General features: G+C 71.4%; 12 protein-coding genes and 1 other RNA gene. 3 read left to right on the forward strand and 10 right to left on the reverse strand.

All coding sequences use genetic code 11. The features are described from left to right. Nucleotides 1-24 precede the first annotated feature (24 nt). Nucleotides 25-1,314 carry an MFS transporter gene (locus RBJ77_RS39625; RefSeq protein WP_372349402.1) on the forward strand — a complete coding sequence of 430 codons (1,290 nt, stop codon included), beginning with the start codon at nucleotides 25-27 and terminating at the stop codon, nucleotides 1,312-1,314. Here the strand turns inward: RBJ77_RS39625 and dacB are convergent. The 6 genes from dacB to ftsE all read right to left on the reverse strand — a co-directional run bounded on the left by dacB (nucleotide 1,295) and on the right by ftsE (nucleotide 7,007). Continuing rightward, a complete protein-coding gene (dacB, locus tag RBJ77_RS39630; RefSeq protein WP_372349403.1) occupies nucleotides 1,295-2,899 on the reverse strand; it encodes a D-alanyl-D-alanine carboxypeptidase/D-alanyl-D-alanine-endopeptidase in 1,605 nt (534 codons plus the stop codon). The genes RBJ77_RS39625 and dacB overlap by 20 nt on opposite strands. A 138-nt stretch (nucleotides 2,900-3,037) precedes the next feature. Next, nucleotides 3,038-3,425, reverse strand: a transfer-messenger RNA (tmRNA) gene (gene ssrA, locus RBJ77_RS39635). Nucleotides 3,426-3,543: 118 nt separating this feature from the next. Further along, nucleotides 3,544-4,083, reverse strand: coding sequence for an SsrA-binding protein SmpB (gene smpB / locus RBJ77_RS39640; protein WP_372349404.1), 540 nt, complete (start codon nucleotides 4,081-4,083; stop codon nucleotides 3,544-3,546). Nucleotides 4,084-4,114: 31 nt separating this feature from the next. Further along, entirely contained in the window at nucleotides 4,115-5,281 is a 1,167-nt protein-coding gene (locus RBJ77_RS39645) for a S41 family peptidase (protein ID WP_372349405.1), read from the reverse strand. 79 nt (nucleotides 5,282-5,360) lie between these two features. After that, entirely contained in the window at nucleotides 5,361-6,278 is a 918-nt protein-coding gene (ftsX, locus tag RBJ77_RS39650) for a permease-like cell division protein FtsX (RefSeq protein ID WP_255979607.1), read from the reverse strand. Between the two features lie 39 nt (nucleotides 6,279-6,317). Beyond that, entirely contained in the window at nucleotides 6,318-7,007 is a 690-nt protein-coding gene (ftsE, locus tag RBJ77_RS39655; protein WP_255979605.1) for a cell division ATP-binding protein FtsE, read from the reverse strand. 290 nt (nucleotides 7,008-7,297) lie between these two features. On the opposite strand from ftsE, the gene RBJ77_RS39660 reads away from it, so the two are divergent. Further along, on the forward strand, nucleotides 7,298-7,489 hold the full coding sequence (locus RBJ77_RS39660) for a hypothetical protein (protein WP_255979603.1): 192 nt from the start codon (nucleotides 7,298-7,300) through the stop codon (nucleotides 7,487-7,489). Nucleotides 7,490-7,568: 79 nt separating this feature from the next. Here the strand turns inward: RBJ77_RS39660 and RBJ77_RS39665 are convergent, their stop codons facing one another. From RBJ77_RS39665 to RBJ77_RS39680, 4 genes are all read right to left on the reverse strand, one after another. Beyond that, a complete protein-coding gene (locus tag RBJ77_RS39665; RefSeq protein ID WP_372349406.1) occupies nucleotides 7,569-8,252 on the reverse strand; it encodes a hypothetical protein in 684 nt (227 codons plus the stop codon). Between the two features lie 315 nt (nucleotides 8,253-8,567). Continuing rightward, a complete protein-coding gene (gene prfB, locus RBJ77_RS39670) occupies nucleotides 8,568-9,674 on the reverse strand; it encodes a peptide chain release factor 2 (RefSeq protein WP_255979599.1) in 1,107 nt (368 codons plus the stop codon). 216 nt (nucleotides 9,675-9,890) lie between these two features. Then, nucleotides 9,891-11,126: a serine/threonine-protein kinase gene (locus tag RBJ77_RS39675; RefSeq protein ID WP_372349407.1), complete on the reverse strand. Its 1,236-nt coding sequence runs from the start codon at nucleotides 11,124-11,126 to the stop codon at nucleotides 9,891-9,893. A gap of 112 nt (nucleotides 11,127-11,238) precedes the next feature. Beyond that, nucleotides 11,239-12,909 (reverse strand): protein kinase, encoded by a 1,671-nt coding sequence (locus tag RBJ77_RS39680; protein ID WP_372349408.1) that lies wholly within the window; start codon nucleotides 12,907-12,909, stop codon nucleotides 11,239-11,241. A 418-nt stretch (nucleotides 12,910-13,327) separates the two neighbouring features. Here RBJ77_RS39680 and RBJ77_RS39685 point away from each other — a divergent pair. Next, the coding region (locus RBJ77_RS39685) for an FHA domain-containing protein (protein ID WP_372349409.1) at nucleotides 13,328-13,973 on the forward strand (646 nt) is incomplete at its 3' end.

The following is a 13,973-nucleotide window of genomic DNA, read 5'->3' on the forward strand; positions in this document are numbered from 1 at the left end:
GTGGCCTGCGGCGACGCTCTTGGCATGCCCACTGCCACCCCTGCTTCGTCCCCTGCTTCGTCCCCTGCCGCGCCCACCCCGCCTGCCGCGCCCGCCACGGCCGTCACCTCGTACACCCGGCTCTTCGCGATCCCCGGCGCCCTCGCCTTCACCCTCGGCAACCTCCTCGCACGCTTCCCGCAGGGCATGTTCAGCATCAGCGCGGTGATGCTGATCTCCGGCGTCCGCGGCTCGTACGCGCTCGCCGGGGCGCTCACCGCGACGGGCCTGGTCACCAGTGCGTTCCTCGGACCGTGGCTCGCGCGGATGGTGGACCGCCACGGGCAGGCCAGGATCGCCGTGCCCGCGACGCTCGTCGCGGCGTCCGGCGCTCTCGCGCTCCTGCTCTGCGTACGGCTCGACGTCCCCGACTGGGTGCTGTTCGTGGCGTACCTGCCGACGGCCGCGCAGCCCAACACCGGCGGCATGTCGCGGGCCCGCTGGGCGCATCTGCTCGACGGCGACCCGAAGGCGCTGCACACCGCGAACTCCTTCGAGCAGGCGGCCGACGAACTGTGCTTCATGCTCGGCCCGGTGGTGGCCGCGTTCCTGTGCAGTGCGCTGTTCCCGGAGGCGGGCGCGCTCGTCGGTACGGTCCTGATGGTGACCGGCGTGCTGGTCTTCGCCGCGCAGCGTGCGACGGAACCGCCCGCTCGGCCGCGCACGGCGGCGACGCGGACGCCGCTGCGCGCGCCGGGCATGCCGCCGCTGCTGGTCGCGTTCCTCGCGCTCGGCGCGATCTTCGGCTCCCTGGAGGTGACCACCGTCGCCTTCGCGGACGAGCTGGGCCACAAGGCGTGGGCCGGGGGCGTCCTGGCGCTCCAGGCGGCCGGGTCGTGCGTGGCGGGCCTGGTGTTCGGGGCGGTGAAGCCGTCGGGGCCCGCGGCCCGCCGCCATCCGGTGTGCGTCGCGGCGATGGCCGTACTGATGACGCTGCCGCTGCTCGCGGCGGCCCTCACGGGTTCGCTGTACGTGCTCGGCGCGGCGCTCCTGATCGCGGGCATGGGCACGGCGCCGACGATGGTGACGGGCATGACGCTGGTCCAGGAGCGCACGCCCGACGGCCGGTTGAACGAGGGCATGACCCTCGCGGTGACCGCGCTGCTCGGCGGCATCGCGTGCGGCTCGGCGACGGGCGGTGCCGCGGTGGAGCACTGGGGCCCCACCGCGGCGTACACGGTGCCGGTCACGGCCGCGGCGTGCGCCCTGCTGCTGTCGCTGTACGGCTACGCACGCGGCAGGTCGCAGCGGCCGGCTAGCACGTGGCGGGCTTGAGCCACGAGCACTCCAGGTCGCCGCGGCGCTCGGCGGCCGGCACGGACCGGGTGGCCTTCGGCGGCACGGCGGCGGCCTTCTTCCCGGTCGACCCGGCGAGGGTCACCACGATGGCGTCCTCCAGCGGCTTCACGGAGGACACCAGGTAGTTGTTCTGCACGATGCTGTAGACGAGCAGCCGCCCGTCGGCGTCCTTCACGTAGCCGGACAGACCGGACGCCCCCGTCAACGACCCGGTCTTCCCCCGGGCGTTGAGGGCGGCGGGCGTGCCGCACATCCGGGTCCGCAGCGTCCCGCCGACGAACCGGTCGGGGTCGCAGGCCACCGGCAGCGACTTGTACCAGTCGGCGTACCAGGGCTCGTGCTGCACGGCGAGCAGCAGGTCGGCGAGCTGCCGGGCGGCGAAGTTGTCCTTGCGGGACAGGCCGGACCCGTCGACCTGGCGGATCTTCGTCGCGTCGACGCCGGCGCCCTTGAGGTAGCCGGCGATGGCGGCGATGCCGTCGCCCCAGCTGCCGGGGCGGCCGGTGGTCTTGTACCCCATGGCCTTCGTCAGCGACTCGGCGTGCATGTTGTTGGACAGCTTCATAAAGGGGACGAGCAGGTCCTTCAGCGCCATCGAGTCGTGCGTGGCGAGCCGCTGGGCACCGGCCGGTGCGGCCCGGCCGAGCCGGGTGGCGCCGGTGACCTTCACCCCGTGCGCGGCGAGCGCGTCCCGGAACACGGCGGCCGCGTATCCGGTCGGCTCCCACACCGTGACCCACTCCTTGGTGGTGTCACCGCCCACCGGGACGGTCCCGCTGACGGTGATGGTGTTGGTCCCGTGCTCGCGGACCACGCCGACGGTGTCGTCGCCGTCGGCGCCCACGGTGCTCGCCCGCAGGTCGACGTGCACGTAGTCGTTCTTCGGCGTGACGCTGACGACGGGCTTGTCGCCCGGCCGGGCGCCGGGCTCCACCTCCACGATCACGGTGCCGGTGTCGTAGTCGGTGTCCGGGGCGACGCTCAGGGCGGAGATCTGGGCGGCGTAGTACGAGGATTCGTCGTCGGCGCCCCAGGTGTCGCCCTGGCGCTGGGCGTCGAACCGGGTGTCGTCGGCGACGAGCCGCCCGCTCACCCGCTTCACCCCGGCCGCGGCGACCTCCGCGGCGAGCTTGTCGTAGTCGGCGGCGAGGGTCGTCGGGTCGCCGGTGCCGCGCAGGTACAGGTCCCCGGCGAGCACCCCGCCCCGCACCTTGCCCGCGGCGAGCACGTCGGTGCTGAACCGGTAGTCGGGCCCGAGCACCGCCATCGCGGCGGTGGACGTGGCGAGTTTGGTGTTGGAGGCGGGCATCAGCCGCCCGGTCGGGTTGTGCTGGTAGAGGGTCTCGCCGGTGGCGGCGTCGGCGACGACGACGCTCGCCGCGCCGCCCTCCATCCGCGGGTCGCCCAGGATGGTGTCGATGGCCTCGGGCAGCCCGCTGGGGTCCGAGTCGGCGCCGGCGGGCGCGCCCCAGGAGAGCGTGGCGGCGGTGACGAGCGCGACGGCGGGCAGGGCCCAGCGCCGCGCCTTCGTACGGAAGTCGAGGTCGATGGCTCGTCTCACGGGTCCGTCAGGTCTGCTCATGGCTCAGGAGCATTCCGGAGGAGCAGGGCTCAGCCAAGACCCACGAGCGCCAAGGTCAGGGGACCGCACCACGACAAAGGCCCGACTGGTGACAGTCGGGCCTGAATCGCATGGGATGAGTGGAGATGGCGGGAATCGAACCCGCGTCCAACGGTGCAGCAGCAGGGCTTCTCCGTGTGCAGTTCGCTTCGATTTTCTCGGCCCCGGTGATCACGCGAACAAGTCGCCGACGGGCCCAGTCACTGTTTGATTTCCCATCGAACCCCGTGACCGGGCTCGATGGTTTAGTCCCCTAGATTATGCCAGGATCCGGGCCGGGAACACTCCCGGGCTGACACCCTTTTAGGGTCCTTCAGTCGCTGTTATTAGGCAGCGAGGGCGAAGGACTGGGAATCGCTCTTAGAATTGGCGATTATTGGTTGCGACATATGGTTTACGAGATCATTGCCGCTTCCTCGACACGCTTCACCTGCTTCGACAGCCGCTGTCGAAACCGATCATCCCCATGTTGTTTTTTCAAAGTGGATCTGTCGATCCGGCGCCCCTTCGGTGAGGAGCAGTGCCATCGTACGTGAACAACGCGCGGCGATGCCAGCCTATTCCTGACGCCCCCGCACCGCGGGTCAGTGCTCCCGCGCCCGCTGCCGCCGCTTCGCCGCCGCGATGGCGCGGTCGGAGTCCCGCCGGTCCTGCTGCTCGCGCAGCGTCTGCCGCTTGTCGTACTCCTTCTTGCCCTTGGCGAGCGCGATCTCGGCCTTGGCGCGGCCGTCCTTGAAGTAGATCGCGAGGGTCACGATCGTGTGACCCGACTCCTGGGACTTCGAGTCCAGCTTGTCGATCTCGTCGCGGTGCAGGAGCAGCTTGCGCTTGCGGCGCACCGCGTGGTTGGTCCAGGTGCCCTGGCTGTACTCGGGGATGTGGGCGTTGTGCAGCCACGCCTCGCCCCCGTCGATCTGGACGAAGGCGTCGGCCAGGGACGTCCGCCCCTGGCGCAGCGACTTGACCTCGGTGCCGGACAGCACGATGCCGGCCTCGTAGGTGTCCATGATCAGGTAGTCGTGCCGCGCCTTCTTGTTCTGCGCGACGATCTTGCGCTTGCCGTCCTTCTGGTCGGACGCCTTCCCCTTGCCCTGCTTGGGCTGGGACTCCTTCGGTACGTACATTCCCTTGGCCATAGTGCTGGCCATTTTCGCACTACGAGGGGGCCCCGAGGCCACTCAATACCGTCTCGGCCCGCTCCAGCTGCCCGTCGGCGGCCTCCAGGTCGGGGGTGATGCCCCGGCCGTCGACGCTGCGCCCCGAAGGGGTGCGGTAGTGCCCGACGGTCAGCTCGGCGACGGAGCCGTCGGGCAGTCGGCTCGGCATCTGGACCGAGCCCTTGCCGAAGGTCCTGGTGCCCACGACGACCGCGCGGCCACGGTCCTGAAGGGCTCCGGTGAGCAGCTCGGCCGCGCTCATCGTCCCGCTGTCGACGAGCACGACCACCGGTCTGGACGTGTTCCCGCCGCGCTCCGCGTGCAGGGCGCGCTGCGCGCCGCGCACGTCGTACGTCGCCACGAGCCCGCCGTCGAGGAACGCGGAGGCCGCGGTGACGGCCTCGGTGACCAGGCCGCCGGAGTTGCCCCGCAGGTCGAGGACGACGCCCGCGCGCGCGGGGGCCGCACGCACCGCCGCACGCACCCGGCCGCCCGCTCCCTTGGTGAACGCGCTCACCTTGATCAGCACGGCCCCGTCGGCGAGGCGGGTGACGGCGACGGAGTCCGTGGAGAGGTTCGCGCGGCGCAGCGTCTCGCTCCACGCGCGCGTGCCGCGCTGCAGGCCGACGTGGACGGACGTCCCGGCGCGCTCGCCGCGGAGCAGCGCGAGGACCTCGGTGACGGGCCGGCCGGTGACCGGCCTGCCGTCGACGGCCGCGATGCGGTCGCCCTCCCGGATCCCGGCGTGCTGTGCGGGCGAGCCGCCGCGCACCCGGGTCACCTGCACCTCGCCGTCCACCGTGCGCCGGGCCCACAGGCCGACGCCGGTGTACTCGCCGTCGAGGGCCTGCTCGAACTCCTCGTACTCGCCCTGGGAGTAGACGGCGCCCCAGCGGTCCCCGCTGCGGCTGACGGCCTCCTCGGCGGCCTGCGCGGGGGACTTGCCGTCGGCCATCGCCTCCTCGGCGGCCTCGGCCGGGTCGGCGAGCGGCTTCTCGTGCGCGGCTGCGGCGACCGAACCGTCCCGTCCCGCAACGGTTTTCCGGCCGTCCCCGGGCAGCGCGCCGGTCGCGGCACCGGTCGCGAGGACGCTCGCGAAGACCAATGTCAGGGCTGCCCCACGGCCGATGCGGCGGGGCCGGGCGAACAAGTCCGGGCCTGACATGTCGGTGAGTCTAGGACAACGCAGGGCGCCGTACGGCGTGTTGAACCGTAGGGCGCCCTGCGTTGTGGGGGGACTCTCGTCACACCTTGAGGTACTTGCGCAACGCCACGAAGGCGGCCAGCGCGGGCATCACGACGCTCACCGCGAGGATGAGCGGCAGCTTCGTCAACACGGCGTCCCAGCCGATGAAGTTGATGAGCTGGAGCTTGTCGGAGAGTGCCACGCCGTTGTCGATGACGAAGTACTGCCCCGCGGCGAGGAACACACAGGCGATGCCGCCGCCGATGAGTCCGGCGACCGCGGCCTCCATGATGAACGGCGCCTGGATGTAGAACCCGGACGCGCCGACGAGCCGCATGATGCCGGTCTCCCGGCGCCGGGAGAACGCGGACACCCGGACGGTGTTCACGATCAGCAGCAGCGCCACGACGAGCATCACCGCCATCACCGCACCGGCCGCGTAGTTCAGGTAGCTGAGCAGCCGGAAGAGGTTGTCGAGCACGCCCTTCTGGTCCTGCACGGACTGCACACCGGGCCGCCCGTTGAACGCGGTCGCGATGACCTCGTACTTCTCCGGGTCCTTCAGCTTGATCCGGTACGACTCCTGCAGCTGGTCGGGCGTGAGGGAGCTGGCCAGCGGGGAGTCGCCGAACTGCTCCTTGTAGTGCTTGTACGCCTCGTCCTGCGACTCGTGCGCCACCTTGTCGACGACGTCCATCTTGTTGAGGTCGTCGACGATCTGCTTCTTCTGCTCCGCCGTGACCGGGCCCTTGGCACAGTTCGGGTCGGATTCCGCGTCTCCCTTGTTGCACAGGAAGATCGAGACGTTGACCTTGTCGTACCAGAAACCCTTCATCTGGTTGACCTGATCGCTCATGAGCAGCGAGCCGCCGAACAGGGCGAGCGAGAGGGCCACCGAGATGATGACGGCGAAGGTCATCGTGAGATTGCGGCGGAGACCGACGCCGATCTCCGACAGGACGAATTGGGCACGCATAGCGCTGACTGAGCCTTTCGCAGCTTCTCTCGGTACTTCTCAGTGCTGGTAGCCGTAGACGCCGCGCGCCTGGTCGCGCACGAGGCGACCCTTCTCCAGCTCGATGACGCGCTTGCGCATCTGGTCCACGATGTTCTGGTCGTGGGTGGCCATCACCACGGTGGTGCCGGTGCGGTTGATGCGGTCGAGCAGCTTCATGATGCCGACCGAGGTCTGCGGGTCGAGGTTGCCCGTGGGCTCGTCCGCGATCAGCAGCTTGGGACGGTTCACGAAGGCGCGGGCGATGGCCACGCGCTGCTGCTCACCACCGGACAGCTCGCCCGGCATGCGCTCTTCCTTGCCGCCGAGGCCGACGAGGTCGAGCACCTGGGGCACGGCCTTGCGGATCTCACCGCGGGGTTTGCCGATGACCTCCTGGGCGAAGGCCACGTTCTCGCCGACCGTCTTGTTGGGCAGGAGCCGGAAGTCCTGGAAGACCGTGCCGAGCTGGCGGCGGATCTGCGGGACCTTCCAGTTGGAGACGCGGCCCAGGTCCTTGCCCAGGACGTGCACCTGGCCATGACTGCACCGCTCCTCACGCAGGATCAGGCGCAGGAACGTCGACTTGCCGGAGCCGGACGAGCCGACCAGGAAGACGAATTCACCGCGCTCGACCTCCAGGGAGACATCCCTGAGAGCGGGGCGGGTCTGCTTGGGATAGACCTTGGAGACGTTGTCGAATCGGATCACGGGTGCACCACGGGTCGCCGGGGGTAGGTGTGCGTGACCATACGCGAATGGGGAGGCGGCGTGCAGGCGCCGTTCCCGGTTGAGCGTTTTGTCCTGGTGCCCGGGTCGATCCGACGCCTGTTTTGTCCGTGCCGTGCCTGGTCAGGGACGGTCCTGCTGGCGGGGCGCGCCGAAAATCCGGGAAGCTGGCACAGTGGTAGGGGGAACGGTTGCGTTTCCCGGAGCGTTGAGCGGAGAGAACCAGTGGGTACCCGTTGGCCGGCTCCGCCGCGCGGGAGGAGGAGTGGCGCATGACCTATGACCGATTGGTGTGCGCGAACTGTGCGGCGCCCGTGAGCGAGGGCCGCTGCCCGGTGTGCCGGGCGAACCGCGAGCGGCTGCAGCAGGAGAACCCGCTGGCGGGGTTCAATCCGATGGCGCTGATCGCGCTGGTCGCCGTGCTCGTGGCGGCCGTGGCGCTGCTTGCGCACCAGACGGTGTAGGCGAAGCACGCACTAGACGTGAAAAGGCCCGGAGCCGGTCGGCTCCGGGCCTTCTCGTGTGCCTCGGGTGTGCGTTACGTCACGCAGCAGCGCCGCGGTTGTTGGCGAGGCGCGGCAGCAGCCGGAAGCCGACACCGCCCGCGATCATGGTCGCGGCGCCGATCAGCAGGATCGTGGTGCCGTCGGCACCGGTCTCGGCGAGCTCGCCGCCGGACTTGCCGGTGCCCGTGCCGGTACCGGTCTGCTGGGCCGGCTCGGAGCCGGTGTCCTGCAGGCTGTCCTTGCCCTGGCCCTGCTCGACGGGGTTGTTGTTGCCGTCGGGGTTGGTGTTGCCGTTGCCCCCGCCGTTCCCGTTGCCGCCGCCGTTGTGGCCGCCGCCGTTGTTGCCGCCGTTGCCGTTGCCGCCGCCGTTGCCGTTACCGGGGTCGGTCGGGTCCTCGGTGGGCTCCGTCGGCTCGTCCGTCGGGTCCGTCGGGTCCGTGGTGGGCGGCTCCTCGGTGGGCGGGGTCGTCGGGTCCTCGGTCGGGTCCGGGACGCCCGTCGGGTCCGTGGGGCCCGGGGTGGTCGGGTCGTCCTCGTCCTCGCCCAGGCTGATCCCCGCGTCCACGCCGTCCTCGCCCGCGTGCACGTTCGCACCGATACCGAGGATGCCGATGTTCACGTCAGCGGCCGAGGCGGCGCCCGCGGCGGTCAGCGAGGCACCGGCGGCGATCACCGCGCCTGCAGCTATCCGCGCCACACGGATCCGCGTCTTCTTGGTCATCTGTCTGCTACCCCCAGTAGCCAATCGTCAATGGAGCAGCGCCCGGGACCGCGTTCAACCGGGGGCAGCAGGGGCCACGCTCGGCCCTTCCCCCGTTCACACGCGTCCCACTGATACGCATGCCGCGCGCCAGCCTTCCCAGTTTTCAGATCAGCGTCAAGGTCGTTGCGCACGCAATGTCTGGAATGCCGTGAATTGACCGTCGTACGGACATGTGACTGTGACGTAAAAGGCGGAAACGCCTTCACATTTCCCGCACAACAAAAGGCAACTGCCGCCCGGAGAGCGGCAGTTGCCTTGTCGATAAAGCGGCGGTTACTTCTCCTGCTGCTTGCGCCAGCGAATTCCGGCCTCCAGGAAACCGTCGATCTCGCCGTCGAGCACGGACTGCGGATTTCCGACCTCGAACTCCGTCCGCAGGTCCTTGACCATCTGGTACGGGTGCAGGACGTACGACCGCATCTGGTTGCCCCAGGAGCTGCCGCCGTCGCCCTTGAGGGCGTCCATCTTGGCGCGCTCCTCCTGGCGCTGGCGCTCCAGGAGCTTGGCCTGCAGCACGTTCATCGCGGTCGCCTTGTTCTGGATCTGCGAGCGCTCGTTCTGGCAGGAGACCACGATGCCGGTGGGGATATGGGTTAGGCGGACCGCGGAGTCCGTCGTGTTCACGCCCTGGCCGCCGGGGCCCGAGGAGCGGTAGACGTCGACGCGCAGCTCCGACTCGTCGATCTCGACGTGGTCGGTCTGCTCGACCACGGGGAGCACCTCGACGCCCGCGAAGGACGTCTGGCGGCGGCCCTGGTTGTCGAACGGCGAGATGCGGACCAGCCGGTGCGTGCCCTGCTCCACCGAGAGCGTCCCGTACGCGTACGGCACCTGGACGGCGAAGGTGGTCGACTTGATGCCGGCCTCTTCCGCGTACGACGTCTCGTAGACCTCGGTCTTGTAGCCGTGGCGCTCGGCCCAGCGCAGGTACATGCGCTGCAGCTGCTCGGCGAAGTCCGCGGCGTCGACGCCGCCCGCCTCCGCGCGGATGTTGACGAGCGCCTCGCGGGAGTCGTACTCACCGGACAGGAGGGTGCGGACCTCCATCTCGTCCAACGCCTTCTTCACGGAGGTCAGCTCGGACTCCGCCTCGGCGCGGGTGTCCGGGTCGTCCTCCTCCTCGGCCATCTCGAAGAGGACGCCGAGGTCGTCGATGCGGCCTCGCAGCGTCTCCGCCTTGCGGACCTCCGCCTGGAGGTGGCTCAGCTTGCTGGTGATCTTCTGCGCCTCTTCCGGGTCGTCCCACAGGGACGGCGCGGCCGCCTGCTCCTCGAGCACGGCGATATCTGCCCTCAGCTTGTCGAGGTCCAGGACGGCCTCGATCGACTCCATGGTCGAGGAGAGGGACTTCAGCTCTTCGGAAACATCGACGACTGCCACGACACCAGCCTAACGGCTCTCCGCCGGGTACCGGTTCGGGGTGCGCTCTCGTCCGCGGGCCCGGTGGGGCTTCTCGCGCAGTTCCCCGCGCCCCCGAAAGCCTGCGGCTTCGCCGCGCTCTCCCTCTGGTGGAGATCGCGCACGAAGTACGTATCTCCAGGGGCGCGGGGGAAGTGCGCGAGAAGCCCCACCGGCCCGCACCCGGAGAACGGACCCCTACGGCTCCGCCGGAGCCGAGTTCTGGCCGTCGGACGGGGGCGCGTCGTCCCCTCCGGAGGAGACCGCCCAGACGCCTCCCCCGACCGCCGCCGCGAGCACCACCCCGGCCACGGCCAGCGTGATGCGGCGGCGCCTGGCCGAGTGGCGGTTGCGGGCGGAGCCGGGGCGCGGGGCGCCGGAGGCGCGCGGGGCGCGGGCCGTGCCGCGGGCGCCGCCGGCCAGCTCGTCGGGGGCCGGGACCCGCATCGACGTGTGGGTGTCGCGGTTGGAGTCGGCGGGGGCGGCGCCGGGGACCAGGGAGACGGCGCCGCGGCGGGGCCGCTCCGGCTCCTCGGGCTCCACGGCCGGGGCCTCGGGCTCGTCGGGGAGCGGCTCCGCGTCGGGCTCGTCCACGTCCAGGGGCGCCATCCCGGCCAGCAGCGGCAGCAGCTCGCGCAGCCTGGTGGCCATCTCCGAGGCCCGCAGCCGGGAGGCCGGGGCCTTCGCCAGGCACTGGATCAGGAGCTGCCACAGCTCGTCCGGGATGCCGGGGAGCGGGACGACCGTCTCCGTGACGTGGCGGCGCAGGATCGCTCCGGGGTGGCCGCCGCCGAACGGCGTGAAACCGGCCAGGAGCTCGTAGAGGACGGTCGCCAGCGCGTAGATGTCGACCGCGGCGCGGGGCGGGAGGCCCTCGATGATCTCCGGCGCCAGGTAGTCGGGCGTGCCGATGATCTTCGTCGCGCGGGTGCGGCGCGGGGTGTCGATGAGCTTCGCGATGCCGAAGTCCGTGAGGAGCGCCGGGTGGGCGCCGCCGGGGCCGAGCGGGCCCTGCATGTCCAGCAGGACGTTCTCGGGCTTCACGTCGCGGTGCACGATGCCCGCCGCGTGCGCCGCGGACAGGGCGTCGGCGACGTCCGCGGCTATCGCGACCGCGGCCTCCGGGGCGAGCCGGCGCTCCCGGTCCAGCCGGGTGCGCAGGTCGGTGCCGCGGACGAGGTCCATGACCAGCGCCAGGTCGTTCCCGTCGACCACCAGATCGCGGACGCCGACCACGCGCGCGTGGTCGAGGCTCAGCAGGGCCGTGCGCTCCTGGACGAAGCGGCCGACCAGCTCCTGGTCGGAGGCCAGGTCCTCGCGCAGCAGTTTGATGGCGACGGGTCCCTCGGGTCCCTCGCCGAGCCACACCGTGCCCGCACTGCCGCGCCCCAGGATCTGGTGTGCGGTGTACCGGCTGCCGATCTTCCGTGCCAAGACTGCTCCTACAGACGCGTGTTGGCGCCCAAGCTACGCGGCTCGGACGCCAACCAACGCATCAGCGGGGGAAATCACCCGTCGGATGTCGACAAATCTCCAACGTCACGGACTAGTTGCCGGAATTGCCGCCCAGATCGCCGATCCAGCCGGTCACCGTCGAGAACCAGTCGGACAGCTGGGCCCAGTAGCCCTTGCCGGTGCCGATCCAGTCCTGCAGCGGGGTGAACTCCCAGACCAGCCAGCTCACCACGAACAGCATCACGATCATGAAGAGACAGCCCTTGAGGCAGCCGAGCCCCGGGATCTTCATGGGGTTCGCGCTGCGCTGCCTCGGCTCCCTCGGGGGCCGCGGCTGCTGGGGCGGCTGCTGCGGCGGCGCGTACTGCTGCGGCTGCTGGGGCTGCTGCGGCTGCGGGGTCTGCCGCCGCGGCGCCGGGCGCTGCTGGCGGGGCGCGTACTGCTGCTGGGGCGGCTGCTGCTGCGGGCGCGCCACCTGGCGCTGCGGGCGGCGGCGCAGCGGGTCCTCGTTCGGGTCGAGGTACTGGACCTGCGTCTGCTCGTTGCGGTCGCGGGCCGCGCGCAGCTGGTTCTGCCAGGGGTGCGGGTCGTCCGGGTTGCCGCCCGGCGGGTTCTGCGGGACCGGCGGCATGACGGCCGTCGGGTCGGCGGCACCGCGGTTGTTCGGCAGCACGGACGTCGGGTCCGCGTCTCCGTACTGGTTGGGCTGGTTGGGCTGGTTGTGCTGGTTGCCCTGCTGCTGCATGACGCTCGTCGCCGCGTTCGGGTCGTACGAGCCCGCGTTGCTCGGCAGCACCTGCGTGGGGTCGGCGGCGCCCGGGACGCCGGGGACCTGCGCCGGATCAGGGTCCGGCATCAGCAGGGCGCCGACGCCATCGGCAGCGGCGATCTGCGCGCTGTTCGCGTGCACGCCGATGCCCTCGGCGACGGTGCGCAGGCCGCGCGCGAGGTTCTCCGCGCTGGGCCGCTCGTCCGGGTTCTTGCGCAGACAGCGCTCGATGACCGTCCACAGCGGGTCGGGGACCGTCGAGGGGCGGCGCGGCTCGGCGCTCAGGTGCTGGTGCAGCACTTCGAGGGCGGAGCCGCCGGAGAACGGCGGCCGGCCGGTGACCAGCTCGTACAGCAGGATGCCCGCGCCGTAGATGTCCACGGCGGACGTCTGCGGGCGGCCCTCGGCGGACTCGGGCGCGACGTACGCGGGCGTGCCCACGAACTCGTGGGTGCGGGTCAGGCCCGGGGAGTCGGCGAGGCGCGCGATGCCGAAGTCGGTGAGCATCGGGTGCATACCCGCGGCCTCGTCCTGGTCCCACTTGAGCAGCACGTTCGCCGGCTTCAGGTCGCGGTGCACCACGCCGTCGGCGTGGCTCGCCGCGAGCGCGTCGGCGATCTGCGCGGTCAGCAGGGCCGCGGCGACCGGCGAGAACGGTCCGTTCTCCCGCAGGTAGCGGTGCAGGTCGGGGCCGTCGATCAGGTCCATGACGAGGGCGAGGAGCTCGCCCTCGACGACCAGGTCGCGGGTCCGCACGATGTTCGGGTGCGTGAGGCGGAGCAGGACGGAGCGTTCGCGCAGGAAGCGCATCACCACGTCCGCGTCGTTCGCCAGCTCCTCCTTGAGGACCTTGATGGCGACGGTCTCACCGGGCTGCCCGGCGACGGCCGCCTCGGCGCCCGCGGTCTCGCGCTGGCGGGCTCGCCAGACGGTGCCCGTGGCGCCGCGTCCGAGCGGCTCCTCGAGCAGGTACTTGCTGCCTACCGGCCGCACGTCATGCGCTCCCTGCATCGGTACTTGACTTGGTCTGCCCGGTCCCGGGTGTTCCGACCCACTCTAGTGGCGCCGTACGGGGTACAGGCTGTCGATCTTGTCTGACCCGTCCCGGCCGCGACAAACCCGTGTTCGACGAGAAGACGCACGCCCGGGGCCGTTGGTTGCCGCGCGACGACGTGACCGATCTCAACCGGGCACCCAGCAGGCATCCCGCAGGCACTTTTGCGGGCAGAGCCGACCAATCAAGATCACTTCAAGATCACTTACGGGTGGGGGGCGGGCGTGTTGTCAGTGGCAGGTGCGAGGATGCCTCTCAGCACTGGCTGACGTGCCCGTGACGGTGGGGGAATCTGCGGTGGGGGACCGCGGGCGGCCCTGCACCCGGGCGCCCGCGCAGAAGGGACCGCAGACGGCGATGCAGATCCGGCTTACCGTCGTAGACCCCCTGGGCACGCGCCCGGACGCGCCCGCGCGTGGTGTGGACGTCCTGGTCACGGCCCCGGCGGGCACCGCGCTCGCCGCGGTCGCCTCCGGCCTGGCCACGGCCGTCGCGGGCGGCGACGCCCCCTCGTCCGTGCTGTACGCGGGGCTCGACCGGCTCGACGCGCAGCGCTGTCTGCTGGGCGAGCCGCCCCTGACCGACGGCGCGGTGCTCTCCCTGGGCGCCCCGGCCGACCCGGGCCCCGAGCCCGACGGCGCGGCCGCCCAGCTCCACGTGGTGGCCGGCCCCGACGCGGGCGGCGTGCACCTCCTGCACGGCGGCCAGATCCGCATCGGCCGCTCCGCCGACGCGGACGTGCCGCTGGACGACCCCGACGTGTCCCGGCTGCACTGCGCGGTGACGCTCGCCGCCGACGGCCAGGTCTCGGTGGTCGACCTCGACTCCACGAACGGCACGACGGTCGACGGCCGCCCCCTCGGCAGGCGCCCGGTGCGCCTCTCCCCCGGCGCCCTGCTGCGCCTGGGCGAGTCCGCGCTGCGGGTCGCGGCCGTGGGCGACGCCGCCCGCCCCGCGCCGCTGCGGACCGCCGCGGACGGTGAGGGGCACGTACGGGTCGCCT

This window comes from Streptomyces sp. KL116D, from assembly GCF_030766975.1.
GTDB classification, from domain to species: Bacteria; Actinomycetota; Actinomycetes; order Streptomycetales; family Streptomycetaceae; genus Streptomyces; species Streptomyces longispororuber_A.